The sequence below is a fragment of the Blastocatellia bacterium genome (assembly GCA_035275065.1).
Lineage (GTDB): Bacteria > Acidobacteriota > Blastocatellia > UBA7656 > UBA7656 > DATENM01.
Window position 1 is genome coordinate 156380 of the sequence record DATENM010000014.1, and the last position, 16725, is coordinate 173104.

9 protein-coding genes are annotated in these 16725 nt (G+C 61.9%); 7 read left to right on the forward strand and 2 right to left on the reverse strand.

Annotation, left to right across the window (positions count from 1 at the left end):
- Positions 1 to 180 precede the first annotated feature (180 nt).
- The 6 genes from VJ464_02600 to VJ464_02625 all read left to right on the forward strand — a co-directional run bounded on the left by VJ464_02600 (position 181) and on the right by VJ464_02625 (position 9094).
- Positions 181 to 2154, forward strand: coding sequence for a hypothetical protein (locus VJ464_02600; protein ID HKQ03994.1), 1974 nt, complete (start codon positions 181 to 183; stop codon positions 2152 to 2154).
- Between the two features lie 214 nt (positions 2155 to 2368).
- Entirely contained in the window at positions 2369 to 4528 is a 2160-nt protein-coding gene (locus VJ464_02605; GenBank protein ID HKQ03995.1) for a VWA domain-containing protein, read from the forward strand.
- Between the two features lie 161 nt (positions 4529 to 4689).
- Complete coding sequence (locus tag VJ464_02610; protein HKQ03996.1) at positions 4690 to 5289, forward strand: sigma-70 family RNA polymerase sigma factor; 600 nt, start codon at positions 4690 to 4692, stop codon at positions 5287 to 5289.
- On the forward strand, positions 5286 to 6140 hold the full coding sequence (locus VJ464_02615) for a hypothetical protein (protein HKQ03997.1): 855 nt from the start codon (positions 5286 to 5288) through the stop codon (positions 6138 to 6140). Before VJ464_02610 ends, VJ464_02615 begins: the two co-directional genes overlap by 4 nt.
- 18 nt (positions 6141 to 6158) lie before the next feature.
- The gene (locus tag VJ464_02620; protein ID HKQ03998.1) at positions 6159 to 7769 is read left to right on the forward strand and encodes a HEAT repeat domain-containing protein; all 1611 of its coding nucleotides are present in this window, start codon (positions 6159 to 6161) and stop codon (positions 7767 to 7769) included.
- Positions 7770 to 7927: 158 nt separating this feature from the next.
- The gene (locus tag VJ464_02625) at positions 7928 to 9094 is read left to right on the forward strand and encodes a HEAT repeat domain-containing protein (GenBank protein ID HKQ03999.1); all 1167 of its coding nucleotides are present in this window, start codon (positions 7928 to 7930) and stop codon (positions 9092 to 9094) included.
- Between the two features lie 83 nt (positions 9095 to 9177).
- Here the strand turns inward: VJ464_02625 and VJ464_02630 are convergent, their stop codons facing one another.
- Entirely contained in the window at positions 9178 to 10764 is a 1587-nt protein-coding gene (locus VJ464_02630; protein ID HKQ04000.1) for a cellulase family glycosylhydrolase, read from the reverse strand.
- 167 nt (positions 10765 to 10931) lie between these two features.
- Between VJ464_02630 and VJ464_02635 the strand changes: the two genes are divergently transcribed.
- Entirely contained in the window at positions 10932 to 11816 is an 885-nt protein-coding gene (locus VJ464_02635) for a phytanoyl-CoA dioxygenase family protein (protein ID HKQ04001.1), read from the forward strand.
- 67 nt (positions 11817 to 11883) lie between these two features.
- Here VJ464_02635 and VJ464_02640 read toward each other — a convergent pair whose 3' ends face one another.
- Positions 11884 to 16299, reverse strand: coding sequence for a fibronectin type III domain-containing protein (locus tag VJ464_02640; protein HKQ04002.1), 4416 nt, complete (start codon positions 16297 to 16299; stop codon positions 11884 to 11886).
- Positions 16300 to 16725: the final 426 nt, after the last annotated feature.

The window sequence follows — 16725 nt, forward strand, 5'->3', positions numbered from 1 at the left end:
GCAGGCAAAGCAACGCGCCTGCCACGATCTCAAGATTGTTTTCCAAAGCAGTTATGCCGCGTGAGGAGGGGCGAACTGACGAAATTTAGCTTAACAGACGTAAACTTATGACACAAAGTGGAATCCAGGGACAAATATCATTTTCAGTAAGCTCAGAAAGGAGTGTGCGCGTAACCGGCAATGAAGAGGCCGATCTATAACATCAACCACACCACGACGAAGCGCGCCGATGTGGCGCTGCTTTTATTGATCGCACCGCTCGGCGCTGTAGCGCAGACCACGCCGCGTCAATCCGCCGCGCGCACGCCGCAAACGGCAAGCCCGCGCCCGACCGCTGCGCACACTGTCAAGACCGACCGCCGCGTCTATGCCGAGCCCGCGCCGCCGCCGCTGCCTGAAGCCGGCGGCACTTTCGTTGATCCGGTTTTCGGCACGACGCTGATTCGCGTCACCGATCAGCGTGACGGCAAGTTCGCCGAAACGCCTTACTCTTACTGGCCGACGTTCAACAAAGACTCGACGCGCCTCTACGTCAAGATCGATGACCAGGCGATCCTCTTCGGCTTCGACCCGGATAACTTCGGGGTGACGACGCGGCGCAAGCTGTTTCAACACCCGCTGCCCGAAGGCGGTTATCCGTGGGCCGACGATGTGATCTGGAGCGGCACGGATAATAATCTGGTCTATTGTCATTCGGGCCTGCGGCTCTACAGCTACAACGTCGTCATGAACAATTATGAGCTGGTGCATGATTTCGCCGGTCAGGTGCCGGGCGACACCATCTGGCAGATGAGCCGCTCGCTCGACGACGACACCTTCGCCTTTCACCTGAAAAGCTCGCGCAACGATTACAAGGTCGTCGGCTACGCGGCGTGGAAGCGCGGCACGAACGCGCTCTACGCCATCAACGAGCCGCAGGTCAATGAAGTGCAGGTGGACAAGACGGGCCGTTATCTGGTCGTGACGATGGAGCTGCCCGACCCGCCGCCGCCACCGCCCGACAGCGGCATCGAAGTGCGCGTCGTCGATTTGCAGAGCAAACGGATCAGCGACCTCAAAGACGGCGGCCCGGACTTTGCGCCCGGCCATCACGATTGCGGGCGCGGCACGATCATCGGCGCAGACAACTGGAATAACCGTTACACCTTTCGCCAGCTTGCCAGTCCGCACCGCTTCAACACCGCCGTCGGCTTCGGCACGGATTGGAGCTTGAGCGGCCATGTGTCGCTGCTCGCGGACGACGAAAACTGGGCGCTGGTCAGCACCTTCCTCGCCAACAAGCTGCCAAGCTCCGGGGTCTTCAAGAACGAATTGCTGCTGGTCGCGACTGACGGCTCGGGGCGCGTCCGGCGGCTGGCGCATCATCATTCGGTTTATCGCGACTACGCCGATTCGCCGCGCGCCAACCTGAGCCGCGACGGTCGCTTCGCCGCCTTCACGAGCAACTGGGGCTCGGCATCGCGCCGCGATGTCTTTGTCGTGCAGATTCCGCCGATGTCAGGGCGTGAGCAATATGAAACCACCGCGCCGCCGCCTGACACCCCGGCGAGCGCCGCGACGCGATTGCCCGCAAGCACCGCGCCCGCCCGCCCTGCCGCGCCGCGCCGCAATGTGGCCACTGTCACATCATCCGCCACGCCGGCAACCGCGAGCGAGACTCATTCGGGCGCGACACAGCCGGTGACATGGACAGGCTTATTGAATTGCGCCGTCAAGGGCAGCGGTCTGGAAAAGACGACCGGCAGCGATAGCCTGGCTGATGCTGAAGCGCGCTCCGAGCAGCGCCTGTCAAGCGGCAACGGCTACATCGAATTCACCGCGTCCGAGACCGACAAGACGCGCATGGTGGGGCTGACGCGCGACCCTTCGGAATTAAACTTTGCCAGCGTAGACTTCGCCATCAAGCTGACCGCCAAAGCGGTGGCCGAGATTCGCGAGAACAACGCCTATGCCGGCGAAACCCCATACGCCGCGGGCGACGTGTTTCGCATCGTCGTCGAAAACCACCAGGTGACCTACTACCAAAACGGCAAGCTCCTGTTCACCAGCCTGAACGCCGCCGCCGACACCCTCTTCGTCAAAGCGGTGCTCGTGCACCTCGGCGCGCGCGCCACGGACGTTCGCATCGCCATAGCGGGAAAGCCTGTCCCTTGAAATGGCCCGTCAGACACCGAGCAGTTTTCTTTCAACGCCTTTACACCTGTGCTATGCTACGCCCGCTTCAATGTGACGATCTTCTCAATGTGTGACCGTGCCAGGGGCCCGGTTTATTTTTGGTTTATCGTTTGTGCGAGTTGTCCGGGCGGGTTCAAGCCAATCGCTATTCACGCTGCTTGAGGCCAGACAATCGCATGAAGGAGGTTCTGCCATGCACTTCAACATAAAGACTCTACTGGTTGTCGGACTCCTGACCGCGAACCTGCTCTATGCCGGTCCCAGAGTCCAGACAGGCTCCGAACAACAAAAAGACCAGAAGGTGGTGGTTAGCGGCGTCGAAGTTCCGGTTGATGTCATCGTTCGAGACAAGGCCGGGCGTCCGGTCAAGGGGCTGACGGCTGCCGACTTCGAAGTTTATGAAAACGGCGTGCTTCAGCCGATCACCTCCGTCCGCCTGGTGACTCGTGAACTGGCCGAAGCCGAAACGGCAGCGAAAACCGCCACGCCATCTAAGCCGGTGAGCGGATCGCCGGCATCGAATGATGTTTTAGCCGGGATGACCACGACGGCCCTGATTTTTGATCGCCTGACTCCCGAAGGCCGCCCGCGGGCGCGCGACGCGGCGTTGAACTACGTCAATGAAAACATGAAGTCGGGCAGTCGCATGGGCGTCTACATCACCGGCCTCGCGCTGCAAGTCCTGCAACCTCCGACGCAAGACGCGCAACTCGTCAAGGCGGCTGTCGAGCGCACAGGTGAAGTCAGCGGGGCCATTTACCAAACCAACATACAAGAGTCCCGGCAGGTGAGAGACCAACTGTCCGGCTTCGTCCAGGGCTACAACCCGGCCGCCCGGCCCGAGGGCGACCCATTCTATCTGTCCAAAAAAGACATGCTGACGTTGCAGCTCCAACTGTCGGAAGGCTTCGAGGCGCTACAACGCGAACAGCAGGGACATGCGACGATCAACGGCCTGACTGCGGTCGTCAATTCGCTGCGGGCCATTCCGGGCCGCAAGGCGGTGATTTTTTTCTCGGAGGGGATCGCGCTGCCGTCGAACGTCGAACCGTTTATGCGCGCGCTCATCAGCACGGCCAATGCCGCCAACGTCAGCATCTATACGATTGACGCGGCGGGGCTGCGCGTCGAAAGCGCCCAGACCGAGACGAAAAAGGAGATCGAATCGCGAAGCAACTTGCGCATGACTGAGCTGGCGACCAGCGCGGATCACACCGGGCCGATGACGAAAGAGTTGGAGCGCAATGAAGATATTCTCAGGCTGGACCCGCGCAGCGGCCTCGGGCTACTGGCCGACCAGACGGGCGGCTTCCTGATTAATAACACTAATGATTTCAAGGGCCGCATGGGCCGCATCGACGAAGAGCTGCGCACCTATTACATGTTGAGCTACGCGCCCAAAGACCAGGCGGCAAACGGGCAGTTCCGCCGCATCGAAGTGAAAGTGAAACGGTCAGGCGTGACGGTGCAGGCTCGCAAAGGTTATTACGCCATCAATTCGGTGTTCGACTCGCCGGTGCTCGAATATGAAACCCCTGCCTTAGCGATTGCCGCCAGCGGTCGCGGGCCAAAAGACCTGCCTGTCCGCTCGTCGGCGATGAGCTTCCCCGAAACGACGCGCACCGGGCTGGTCACCGCTGTAGCCGAGGTTCCGATGCAAGCCCTCGCCATTCGCACGGATGAGAAAACGAAAACCTTTGCCACAGATTTCTCTGTCGTGATGACCTTCAAGAGCGCCGCCAACGACACGGTGACAAAGATGAGCCACCATTATGCGTTGACCGGCCCAATGGCCAACCTTGCCGCCCTGCAAAAACAGGACATCCAGTTTTACCGCGAGGGCGAGCTTGCGCCCGGTCGCTATCAGGTGCAGACGGTGGTTTACGATGCGTTGGCGAAAAAGGCAGGGGTTCTCGAAGGCACCTTTGAAGTGCCGGCGGCCAGTGACACGGACCTCCGGCTCAGTGACATTGTGTTCATCAAGCGTACCGAGCGTTTGAATGCTGAGGAACAGAAGACCTTCAATCCGTTTCACGTTGGCGAATTGCTGGCCTACCCGAATCTCGGCGAGGTCGTGTCAAAGGCAAAGTCCAAGCAGTTATCCTTCTTCTTCACGGCGTATGTGCCCAAGGGAAGCAGCGCCCCGCCGAAGTTGATGCTTGAGTTGTCGCAACAGGGGCAGACGCTGGCGCAACTCCCCGCCGAGCTGCCGGCTGCCGACGCCACAGGCCGCATTCAATTCGCCGGCGGCTTGCCGTTGGAGAGCATCCCGCCTGGCACATACGACTTGAAAGCCATTGTCACGAGCGGCGGCAAGAGCGTCGCGCGCTCCGCCCGCTTAGTCATTGAATAGACCCAGGCGGTAATCAAAGCCTTAACCGCCAAGACGCCAAGATCGCCAAGAGGACACAAAGCTCTTCTTGGCGATCTTGGCGTCTTGGCGGTTAAAATTCTTTCAAGCTCGGATAACGCTTCGCCGGGGTGCCGCGTCTTTATGGACGAGCGAGGCGGTGAATGAGCGCATTGGAGACGGCAGGCAAGGTATTGAGTCTGGCGAGTCTAATTCAACCCGCTGTGACGAGCGAGCCGGTCGCGTCTACGGAAGTCGCGCTGGTCGAAGCCGTGCGCGCCGGCGACCGCGAAGCCTTCGGGCGGCTCTATGCGCTGTACGCGCCGATGGTGCATGGCGTCTTGCTGGCGCGCGTGCCGTACCGCGACGTTGACGATCTGGTTCAGGATGTTTTTCTGTCGGCGCTCAAACGTCTCGGCTCGCTGCGCGAAGCGGCGGCCTTCGGCGGCTGGCTGGCAATGATCGCGCGCAACCGCGCCGTTGATTATTACCGCCGGGCGCACGAGACCGAAGAGTTGACAGACGAGATGCCGGTCACGAGCCACTGCGATACCGAAGCCGAGCACGAAGCGGCGCGCATGCTCGAAGTCGTGCGCGGCTTGCCCGAAGCCTATCGCGAAACGCTGGTCTTGCGACTGGTCGAAGGCATGACGGGGCCAGAGATTGCCGGGCGAACCGGCATGACACCGGCTTCGGTGCGCGTCAACCTGCATCGCGGCATGAAGTTGTTGCGCGAAAGGCTCGGTCTGGAGGAACGGGCATGAAAGACGATTATTTGTGGGATGGGTCGGGCGAGCCTGACCCGGACATCGAAGAGATTGAGAAGGCGCTCGGCAGCCTGCGCTTTCAGGCCCGCCCGCTGGATGCGCGCATCGAGCAACAGTTGAGCGCGCGCCGCCCGTTTTTTTGGCTCAAGTACGCCGCTGCCGCCGCGATACTCGTGATGGCTGTGGCCGCTGCGTGGCTGCTGCTCGCCCCCGGCAATCCGCCGCCGAGCGAGCTGCACGCCATCCTCAAGACGCCGGAAGCCGCGCCGCCGCCGCCAGGCCCAGTAATCAGTGACGCCGCGCCAGTCCATCCGCCGGTGACGGCTTCGGTTAATGCGCCGCCAGCCGGCAAGCGCAGTGCGGCTCCGGTTCATGTGCCAGATCATGTGAATGTCAGAAAGCATGCGCCGCAAGCAGAGCCCGATGTCATCCATCAACCGCCAACGAATGAGGCGGCCCCGGTCGCAAGCGAAGTGGCGATGGCTTCGCCCATCGCTAATCCGTTCGTTGATGCCGACACCGGTCGCCACATCGAGCGCGCGCAAATGCTGCTGCGCTCGTTCCGCAACAGCGAAGGGGGCAGCGCGTTCGATCTCGCTTACGAGCGGCAGAGCGCGCGGCGGTTGCTGGCTAACAACGTGCTGCTACGTCGCGCTGCCGAAGCTCGCGGCAACCTGCCGGTCGGCGATCTGCTCGGCAGCCTTGAACCGTTCCTGCTCGACATCGCCAATCTGGCGGACGCACCGGTGCCCGACGACGTGCGCACGATCAAAGCGCGCATGGAGAAGAAAGAGATCATCACCGCCTTGCAGGTCTATGCGGCACCGACCCTCAGCCGGGCGTTTTAATTCATCGAAGGAGCCATTATGTTTCGCAATTATCTGAATCAGATCAGCCGCCGAGGCACACGGACACGCAACCAGGAGAGCATTCCGACGCGGCGCTTTGCTGACGCCGCCCCGGCTTCACGCCGCATGGCGACCCGCCGCCCGAGCCTGGGCGCGCTCATTATGCTGGCGCTCGCCATCAACGGATTGTTTACGCTGGTCGGCATCATCCGCCCGGCGCGGGCTTACAATCAAGAGCTTGAGAAGCTCAACCGCTTCGTGCAGACCTCGAACGCTTCGAGCGACGAAGTGGCCATCTTCCGCCAGGGGCGCGACCTGATCGCCGACGAATCGTGGGAGAAGGCCGCCGAAAAGTTCGGCCAGTACATCGAGAGGTATCCGAAGGGCAAAGAGGTGGATGCGGCGCTCTACTGGCTCAGTTACGCGCAGGTCAAAGAAGAGAACTTTGACGCTGCCAACCGCACGATTGCGCGCCTGATGTCGCAGTTCCCGAACTCGCGCTGGCGGCGCGACGCCGAAGCCTTGCGCTTGCAGACGCCGACGCGCCAGCCGGTCGGCAACATTGACAACATCGAAGGCGATGAGACCAAAGCTATCGCTTTGCAGAGCCTCTTCATGGGCAATCCCGAACAGGGCGCGGTGCAGGCAGCGATCATCCTGCGCAACCCGAACGCCAGCCGCCACCTGAAAGAGATGGCGGTCTCCTTGCTCGGCCAGCACCGCTCGGCACAGGGCAAAGAGATGCTGGTTGACATTGCGCGCACCAACACAGATTCGCACCTGCGCAAGACGGCGATCTTCTGGCTCGGCCAGACCGGCGACGAGAACGTCCTCGACCTCCTGAAAGAATTCACCGCCTCGCCGGATGAAGAGGTCAGCAAAGCGGCGATCTTCGCCATCTCGCAACACAGCAGCCCGCGCGCCGATGCCCTGCTCACAGAGATGGCGAAGTCGGGCGCGTCGCGGCGGCTGCGCGAAGAAGCCATCTTCTGGGTCAGCCAGCGCGACAATCCGAGCAATGACCAGTTGCTCATGCAAATCTTTGACGCCGACCCGGACCCGCAGATTCGCAAGCGCGTCATCTTCGCGCTGACTCAGCGCCATTCGGATGCGGCGCGCGCCAAGCTCTTCGAGATCGCCCGCAGCGCCACTGACAAAGCGTCGCGCCAGGAAGCCATCTTCTGGGTCGGCCAGCGCGGCGGCGACCAGGCGGCGGACGAGCTGATCAGCCTCTACGACGGCGAGCGCGACACAGAGATTCGCAAGAAGATCATCTTCTCGCTCTCGCAGATGAACAATCAGAAGGCGCGCGCCAAGCTCATGGATATCGTGCGCAGCAGCGACGATACCCAGGTGCGCGGCGAAACCGTCTTCTGGCTGGCGCAGACCGGCGGCGAAAATACGGTGGATTTTCTCGGCCAGCTCTACGACGCGGAAAAGACGATTGAGGTGAAGAAGAAGATCATCTTCTCGCTCACCCAGGCGCGGGATAAGAAGGCGGCGCTGCATAAGCTGATGGCCATCGTCAAATCTGACGCCGCGCCGGAACTGCGCAAGGAAGCGGTCTTCTGGATCGGCCAGAGCCGCGACCCGGAAGCCATCAAGTTTCTCGAAGACCTGCTGAAGTAACGTTTAATTCATTACCGCCGATGTGACGCAAGCAGATCGCTTGCGCCGCACGGCCTGGCGCAAGCGATCCGCTTGCGCGTCAGGAAAAATTTGTCTATGCACACTTGAATCTCGCGCCAGTGTGCCGCCGGGGTTCACGCCATCGAAAGGAGATCATCATGAAAAAGATTCTTTACACCATCGCCCTGCTCTTCGTGGTCAGCCTGACGGTTGCCGATCACACTTACGCACAGCGCGGCAACTTCACGCCGGTTGATGGCGCGAGCCTGCGCGGCAAGCTCGACAACGCCATCAGCCGTGGCCGCGCGGCGCAATCGCGCTTCTGGGCCGGTTATCAATTCGACGTGCGCCCGGGCGTCTGCGTCGATCTCGAGTTCAACAACGATCACGGCGGCAAAACCATCGTTAACGGCATCGTCTATCAGAAAGGCCAGCGCATCGAGACGCGCAACCTCGGCGTCTTCATGCAGTATGACGCCGCCGGCACGACGCTTGAGCGCGTCGAGCTGTACAACCTCGACCGCGAGCATAGCTTCAGCGGCTACCCGGTCTACTGGATGGGCCGCGCCACCGCCGACGAAAGCCTGGCGCTGCTGCGCGGCATCGTTGACGGCAATAACTCGACGAAGACCGCCGAGAATGCCGTGATCTCTATTGCCATGCATGACGACGCGCGCATCGAGGGGATCATCGAAGGCTTCGCGCGCAACTCGACTAACAACAAGGTGCGCCAGTCGGCCGTCTTCTGGATGGGCCAGTTGCCGGGCAGCCACCCCTATCTCGGCGAAGTCGTCCGCAACGAGCAGGAGAATACCGAGCTGCGCAAGCAGGCGGCCTTCTCGCTCGGCATCAGCAGCGACCCGCAGGCAATGACCACCTTGCAGAGCATCTATGGCACGATCAACAACCACGAGGTGAAGAAGCAGATTATCTTCGCCGCCTTTGTCAATAAAGATAGGGATGGCGACGACGACCAGAAGCGAAGCGGCAGCGACGAGGGCACCAACTTTCTGATCCGCGTCGCCGAAAGCGACAGGGACAACGACCTGAAGAAGCAGGCGCTCTTCTGGGTCGGCCAGCGCGCCGGCCAGCGCTCGCTCGACGTGCTGGGCAAAACCGTCGAGAGCGAGGACGCCGACACAGACGTGCAGAAGCAGGCGGTCTTTGCCATCAGCCAGCGCCCGAGAGACGAAGCCGTGCCGCTGCTGATCAAGATCGCCAAAACCCACGCCAAGCCTGAAGTGCGCAAGCAGGCGATGTTCTGGCTCGGCCAGACCGGCGACCCGCGCGCCCTTGAATTCTTTAAAGAAGTATTATCGAAGTAGGCAAGATAAGCACGCATGCGCCGAGACACGCAGGAGGCGCGGAATTTTCTCCGTGCCTCCTGCGTGTCTCGGCATTCGTTTCGTTATTGCGGGTTGGGAAGCGGTCCCGTTGAGCCGCAGTTCGCCACGGCAAACGGCGCTTGCTGGATGGCGCACAGGAACGAATATTCTTTCTTGCTATTCGCCAGGCCGGTGTAGCCGTTGCCGAGCAGCCCGAAACTGTCTTCGGTGTTGAGCGACCAGTAAGTCCAGTTCAGGTACGACACAGGCACACCCGAATAGTTCCCCCCGCCGGTCACGTAGCTGCTCTGAATGAAGTTGACCATGTCGGTGAACCACTGGCCCTGCGAGCCCGCGCCCGCCGAGACGATGTCGGCGTCGGTCTTGCCCGTGCCGAACTCGCCGATCCACATCGGCGCTTGCGTATAGCCGCCGTGGCCGGTGTTGCCCCACGGGTAGGCCGTGTTGTTCGGGCCGACCGGGTTGACGCCGTTCGTCAAGTTGAGGTGCGCCCAGAACTTCTTCCAGATGTCGGCCAGGCTCGATGACGAGCAGCCGCTGAAGTAGCAGGTGCCGGCGTTGAACCACGGCTGCTGGTAAAGGCTCGGACCGTAGTCGTGCGCCGAGTAGACCACTTGATTATTCACCGCCGGGCCGAGGCCCGAAGCGCTGCCGCCGGCGTTCAAGACGATGGGCGCGCCGGGGTTGTTGGCATTGCCGTTGACGCCCAGCAGGTTGCCGCCATTCCAGTACCAATCATACGGCCCATTGGCCGGTGTCCCCGCGGCGGTCGGGAAGGTGCTGACGCCTTCGACAAAGATGAGCGGGTAGTCCCAACCGTTTCTGAAGGCTTCGCCGAAGATGGTGTCGCCGCAACGCTCCGCCGCCAGCCGCCAGTCATGACAACTCCCCGTCGCCACACAGGACGGCGTGAACGGATTCGGATTCGGGTTGGTCGCCGGCGAGATGCCGTCGCCGCTGCCCCAGGTCGCGCCACTCAGATAAGCCGTCCGCGAAGGGGTATGCGGTTCATTGCGCAGGTCATAACCCAACACAACGGGGAAGCCGTCCGAAGCCAGGTAATTGACAACGACCGTGTCGGTCGCGCCAAGCGTCTGCTTAATGCCGTGCGCCCACTGTTGGGCGCTCACCCAGTCGTTGATCCATTTCTGCTCGGTGTACGAGTTGCCGCCCGACGTGTAGTACCACAGCCCATTGCCTTCGGCGGAGTTGCCGGCTTCGGAGCGGTGGTTGTCGAGGATCACATGCAGGCCGAGGGAGCCGGCGTAGTTGACGATCATGGCCAACACGTCGCGCACGTGCTTGCCCTTGCAGCTCGCGCAGGCGCTCGACGTGTTCGAGTTGGGGATGGGGTCGGTGTCCCACATCTCGTTCGAGAACGGGATGCGGATGGTGTTATAGCCGTACTGCTTGATCTGATTAACGATGTACGCGTAATCCTGGGCGTAGAGGCCGTGCGCGGTCTTATCTCTGGTCTCGAAGCCGTACCAGTTGATGCCGGCAATAACGAACTGCCCGCCGGCGGGGTTGACGATCTTCGGCCCATTCGTAGACCAGCCAGCCGCTTTCACGGCTTCCGCCGACTCGAACATCAGGAAACTGAGCATGAGCAAAGCGGCAACGCTTACGACGGTGCTCCTGATCTGCATAGTTTTCTCCACGAGGTTAGAGTCTTGCTGCCAAAGGCGTCCACAAACTCGGCCATCCTACTGCTGCCGAGATAATAAATCAATGTAATGCCGGCCCCGGACATGCTCAGCTTGCGGCGGCCCGGCGCTTGATGGCGGGCGGCGTTTCTGGCATACAAGCATCAGCCATGAACGACGACTTGTCTTACTATCACGAGCTCATCAGCGACCTCATTAAACTGCCGCGAACGGCTGACGAGTGGGCGGGCTACCGGCTGAGTGACGAGCAGGTCGCCTTCTACGAAACCAACGGTTATCTTGCGGGCGTTCGCATCCTGACAGACGGGCAGGTTGAAGTCTTGCGCCAGGAGCTTGTCACGCTGGTTGACCCGGCGCACCCACGGCATCAGCTGTTTTATGAATTCCACTCAAACGAATCCGCCGACCCTGACACGACGCTCTTTCATGCCCTCGGCGCGTGGCGCATCGCGGCGGGCTTTCACGACGTGCTGTGGAATCCGGCATTCACCGTGCCGGCGGCGCAATTGCTGGGCGGCGCGGTGCGCTTCTGGCACGACCAGTTATTCTCGAAGCCGGCTTCGCACGGCGGCGTGGTCGCATGGCATCAGGATTATTCTTACTGGACGCGGACGCAGCCGCTGGCGCATCTGACCTGCTGGATCGGCCTCGACGACGCCACCCGCGACAATGGTTGTCTGCATTACATTCCCGGCAGCCACCTCTGGCCCGACCTGCCGGTCACCGGACTGGCCGGTAACATGGACGCCATTCAATCGGTGTTGACCGATGAGCAGCGCCGGCAGTTCAAGCCCGCCGCCATCGAATTAAAGAAAGGCGAAGCAGCGTTCCACCATCCACGCATGATTCACGGCTCGTTCGCCAACCTGAGCGACCGTCCGCGCCGCGCTACGGTCATCAACGTCTTCCGCGATGGCGTCCGGTCGGCCAGCAACGCGCCGCTGCTCGAAGGCGTGCCGGTGATTCCGAGCGGCGAGCCGATGGACGGCCAGTTCTTCCCGCTCCTGTTCGATCCTACAGCCGTGGGCCAATAAAAGGGCGGCGACCCTTGCGAGCCGCCGCCCCTGCATTGCGTCTTCGTTGAGAGAACCAGACGCAATCTTATGACGCCACTCGACTGCGCCGGCGTTGCAACGCCATAACCCATCGTTTGTCGAAAGACTCAAACCCAACTTCCGCGCCTGACCAGACGGCCAGCCGCAGCGTCTCGGTTGATTGTGGCGCTTCGCTTCTGGCCAGCGTGCCGGTCGTCGCCGCGATCAAGGCGTTGGCGATGGTGCCGCTCAACGGAATGAATGCCGCTTCGACGATCAGCGGATAGCTGACGGCGCGCGTGCTGCTGTAGAACGCTGTGCCGTTCTTGTAATACTTCACCACCCCGCCTTCGATGCTGATGCAGAAGACATCGCCGGTCGTATAAGGCAACTCCCACTTGTAGACATTGGCTTCGCGCACTTCGGCGACGCCGTAATCCGTCAGCTTGATGGCGAAATCGATACCCGCGTAATCGGGCACCGCGGGGTTGCGGGCCAGTCCGCAGAACCGCAGCTTGTTGGTCTCTTGCGCGGTGAATTGCAGGTAGCCGTCGCCCGAGGCGAGCGATTGCTGCGAGCGCGCTCCGGCATCGGCGGAATCATCGCGCCCGCCGTTTTTCTGCAAGCTGTTGCCGCTGGCGGCGCAGTTGACCATGCCTGTCCAGACGACATTCTGCGGCGTGCCGCCGGTGCCGCCGCCACCGCCGCCACCGCCACCGCCGCCGCCACCGCCACCACCGCTACTGCTGCCAGCGCTCGGTGTGGTGAAGAGCATATCGCCGGAGGTCGCGAGGTTGCCCGCCGCGTCGCGTGATTTAACGCGGAAGTGGTAAGTGGTGTTTGCCGCAAGCCCGCTCAAGCTGGCGCTGTGCGAAGTCGCCTTCGTCGAGTTGAGCGCCGTGCTGCTGCCATAGCTCGCGGTCGCGCCATAATCAACCTGCGTGTCGCTCGCTTCATTGGTCGCCCAGTTAATCGTCGCCCCTGTGCCGGTGACGTTGGCGCCGCCAACCGCGCTGACGACCGGCGCGGTGGTGTCGCTGCCGCCACCGCCTGAAGCCGGCGGAATCTTGACGATGAAGACATCGCGGCGCGACGTTGAGCCCCAGTTGCTCGTAAAGATGGCGAACTGGCCATCGCGGCTCAGGTCAGCACGCGGCGTGTCCCAATAATCACGATAGACCGAATGATGATGGGCGATACGGCGGACGCGCTGCGAGCCGTCGGTCGAAACCAGATACAGCTCGTTCTTAAACACGCCGCTGTTCGGCAGCGAGTTGGCGAGGAACATGCTGACTAGCAGCCAGCCTTCGTTATCGCCGAGGAACGAGATGTGATTGCTCTGGCTCCAGTCGTTAGCCCAGCTCAAGACGGTCGTGACTTGATGCGGGTTGGCAAGCGGACGAATGTTCAGCGAGTTGTTCCAGTGATCGGAGCCAATGACTGTGCCCTGGCCGCAATCCTTGTGGCCCGGCGAAAAGTCTGGCGCGCCGTCCGTCAGGTTGACCACCTGCTTGGCTTGCAGGTTGATGACCTTGCCGTTGATGGCCGAGGCCGACGATTGATCGCCGGTCAGCACGTAGAGGTACTGGCCGCTCTTATCCACCTGCACTTCGTCAACGGCGGTGGTCTGCGCGGTGTAGAGGTTGTTCTGCGCTCGCTGCCATCCCATGTAACCGATGACATTCCAGTTGGCATCCTTCAGCGTGAAACCGAAGGCGTTGTCGTCGAGCGACTTCGCCATCTGAAACAGGTTCGCGCCCGGCGCCTGACCGGCGAAGTCTTTGACTAGCGTGTAGCTGTTCGAGACGACGTTGTAGGCATAAAGCTTCATGCCCGAGTGGCAGTAGATGACATCCGCGTCGGTGCCGCTCCAGTTGATGTCATCGTTCCACGGATAGCCGCCGCCCGGCATCGGCACCGCAAACAGGTTGCGCTTATTCGCGATGCGGAAGTTGACCGGGTCGAAGTCATAGAGCGTCGGGTTGCCGTTGTTGACGAAGACCACCAGCCGCGTACTGTTGCGGTTGAGGCTCGGCCAGTAAGAGTAGCTGTTGGTGTTCGAGCTGCCATCGCGCTCGTCTGTAACGCGCATGATGGTTGTGCCAAACACCGGGTCAACCAGGGTGCCGCCAGCCGCGGGCAGTGCCGGCGGCGCGGGCTCTGCATAGACGTTCTTATCCGTCTTGAGCGGGTCTGTGCCGGTGCTGCCACTGCCGCTGCTGCTGCTCGCGTTCGAGCCGGTCATGAAGGTCTGGTCGCCCGAGGTGACGAGGTTGCCCGCCGCATCACGCGATTTGACGCGGAAGTGATAGACCGCGCCCGCCAACAGACCCGTGAGGCTGGCGCTGTGCGCCGTCACCTGCGCTGAGTTGAGCGCCGTGCTGCTGCCATAACTGGCCGACGCGCCGTATTCAACCTGCGTGTCGCAGGCTTTGTCGGTCGTCCACGACACGGTCGCGCCACTCGTCGTCAGGCCGCCGGTCGAAATAACGGAGATGACCGGCGCGGTTGTGGTGCCGCCGCCACCGCCGCCGCCGCCGCCGGTTGAAGCCGCCGTCGTAAACGTGTAATCGCCCGAGGTGGCGAGATTGCTCGACGCATCACGCGATTTGACGCGGAAGTGATAAGTCGTGCTTGCCGCGAGCCCCGTGAGGCTGGCGCTGTGCGTCGTCGCCTTCGTTGAATTGAGCGCCGTGCTGCTGCCATACGCCGTCGTCGTGCCGTAGTCCGCCTGTGTGTCGCTGGCTTCGTCGGTCGTCCAGGTCACGGTCGCGGCGTTCGCGGTGATGCCGGAACTGGCGACGGCGCTGATAACCGGCGGTCTGGTGTCGCCGACAGATTTGACGGTAACGGTTGCGGTCGCTACGACTGGCGGCACGGCGGACAGCGTCGCTGTGACCGTGTAGGTTCCGGCGGTCGCCGGGGCGGTGTAGAGCCCGCGGTCGCTGATCGTGCCGCCGCTGGCTGACCAGTTCATGCCCATGATCTGCGCGCTGGTGATGAGCGCCGCGAACTGCTGGCTCTGCCCGGCGTCGAGCACCGCGCTGGTCGGGCTGAGACTGACTACCGGGCTGAAGCCCGCGCCGGAAACCATCACGTTGTCTACAGACGACATGGTGTTGACCAGCGACGCCGTCACCAGCATTGGGTAGACGGGACGCGACTGGCTGGTATAAATCAGGTCGCCGTTTTTGTAGTAATGAACGGCGTTCGATTCGATGGCGATGCGAAAGACATTCTTCGGTTTGTATTTGACCTTGGCTTTGACGCTGCCGTTCTCGATGACGAAAGCCTTGCGCGCGCTGTTCAGCTTGATCGCGAAGTTGATGTCGTCAACGGCGGTATGGATCGCATTGCTGTTGCTCAGGCCGCAGATGCGCTCCTTGTCGTTATCAATGGCGGTGAACTCAACGTAGGCATCGCCATTGGCGACGCTCTGCAAAGAGGTGGCGCTGGCGTCGTCGGCGTCGTTCTGGCCGGCGGTCTTCTGCACGCTATTGCCGTGCGCCGTGCTGTTGACGAGGTTCGTCCATTCCAGCGTTGAGGCGGCGGTCGGCGGCACCCCCGCGATGAAGACATCCTGACGCGCGCCGCTGCCGCTGCCGAAAAGCGCAAACCGCCCGTCGCGCGACAGCCGCTCGCGCGGCCAGGTGTTTGCCGCATCATTAGCGGTACTCAGCACGTCACGCCCGCCGCTCTGCGCCGACACGGCCGCGCCGGCCTCAGGCTCAAGCTGTACCGCGTCGTGCGCGGATTCTGTCGCAAAGCGCCAGACGCGCGTCGTCGCGCCGTTGATGACCAGCGCTTCCGCCGATTCATTGAAACGAGCGTTTGTAAAATTCGCTACACCCGCCGCCGGGTCGCTCAGGTCGTAGGTATAGAGGTTGTCGCCGGTGCGATCCCAAACGATGACCGCCTGCCAGCCGCTCTGCCCGGCTTCGCGCCACGCGAAAGCGAAGCGGTCGTCGGCAGACGGCGACTTGCTCAAGCGCGCCGCTTCACCGCGCCCAAGCCGGGCGGAAAAGTCCTTGATGATCTGGCTGCGCCGGCTCACCGTGTCATAAGCGACAAGCCGCGCCGCGCCGTCCGCCGTGTCGAGGCCGAAGATCGTGTTGGCGTCGGCGGCTGACCACGCGAGCGTCTCGGCGGCCAGGCCCTGGCCGTCAAACAGCGGCCCTTCTTTCAAGAGATTCATCGATGCCGCGTCGAAGCGGTAGAGCGTCGCCACGCCATCGAGGTTGACGATGAAGCGTGTCCCGTCCGCGTTAAAACTGGTCGTTGAAATGACGCTTGCGGTAAGCGCGTCGTTCTCGTCGGTGACGCGCAGGACGCGGGTGTGGCGCAGGGCGTCTACGTAGACGCTGCCGGCGCGTGGCAGGATGGCTGCGTGGTTGTCGTTGCGGCGCGCGGCGCCGAAGATGACGGTCTGCTGCGCGATCATCAACACGATGATTGAGCAGACGCTGAAAGACTTGGATCTCATACCCACCTCACTCTTCACTTGTGACCGGTTGCCGAATGAGGGCCGCAACACTGAAGTCGAGTTGTGTTTCTGGTCTATTGAGGGGCCAGTCGTCTGAAGCGCGGCCAATCGTCTCGCAGGGACTTGAGCCGTTGACCACCCGAGGGGCGGGTAGAGCTATCGCTTCAGTGTCCGCGCAAGGCGTGCGCGAACCGACAGTGAAAGACCTGTTGAAGCCGCTCGTGGCTTCTTGAAAACACAGTCTGTCGTGAGCGTGAGTAAAGGTGGTGAATGCGGAGGAGTCGTTCGCTGTTTCATCTCATAACCTCATCTTTATCGCCTGTCTGTCGTGGCCTGGGGCCGCTTTCCTACGCGGCCTCTCGTCGCCATGAGCGTTGCGATTTGGGATATTGCCCGACCACAGTCGTGGCAAAACATCAGGGGACT

Bases quoted from the DNA above. Each gene is read 5' to 3' on its own strand.
- VJ464_02615 (HKQ03997.1), top strand. From the start codon at position 5,286: ATGAAAGACGATTATTTGTGGGATGGGTCGGGCGAGCCTGACCCGGAC.
- VJ464_02605 (HKQ03995.1), top strand. From the start codon at position 2,369: ATGCACTTCAACATAAAGACTCTACTGGTTGTCGGACTCCTGACCGCG.
- VJ464_02625 (HKQ03999.1), top strand. From the start codon at position 7,928: ATGAAAAAGATTCTTTACACCATCGCCCTGCTCTTCGTGGTCAGCCTG.
- VJ464_02635 (HKQ04001.1), top strand. From the start codon at position 10,932: ATGAACGACGACTTGTCTTACTATCACGAGCTCATCAGCGACCTCATT.
- VJ464_02630 (HKQ04000.1), bottom strand. From the start codon at position 10,764: ATGCAGATCAGGAGCACCGTCGTAAGCGTTGCCGCTTTGCTCATGCTC.
- VJ464_02620 (HKQ03998.1), top strand. From the start codon at position 6,159: ATGTTTCGCAATTATCTGAATCAGATCAGCCGCCGAGGCACACGGACA.
- VJ464_02610 (HKQ03996.1), top strand. From the start codon at position 4,690: ATGAGCGCATTGGAGACGGCAGGCAAGGTATTGAGTCTGGCGAGTCTA.
- VJ464_02600 (HKQ03994.1), top strand. From the start codon at position 181: ATGAAGAGGCCGATCTATAACATCAACCACACCACGACGAAGCGCGCC.
- VJ464_02640 (HKQ04002.1), bottom strand. From the start codon at position 16,299: ATGAGATCCAAGTCTTTCAGCGTCTGCTCAATCATCGTGTTGATGATC.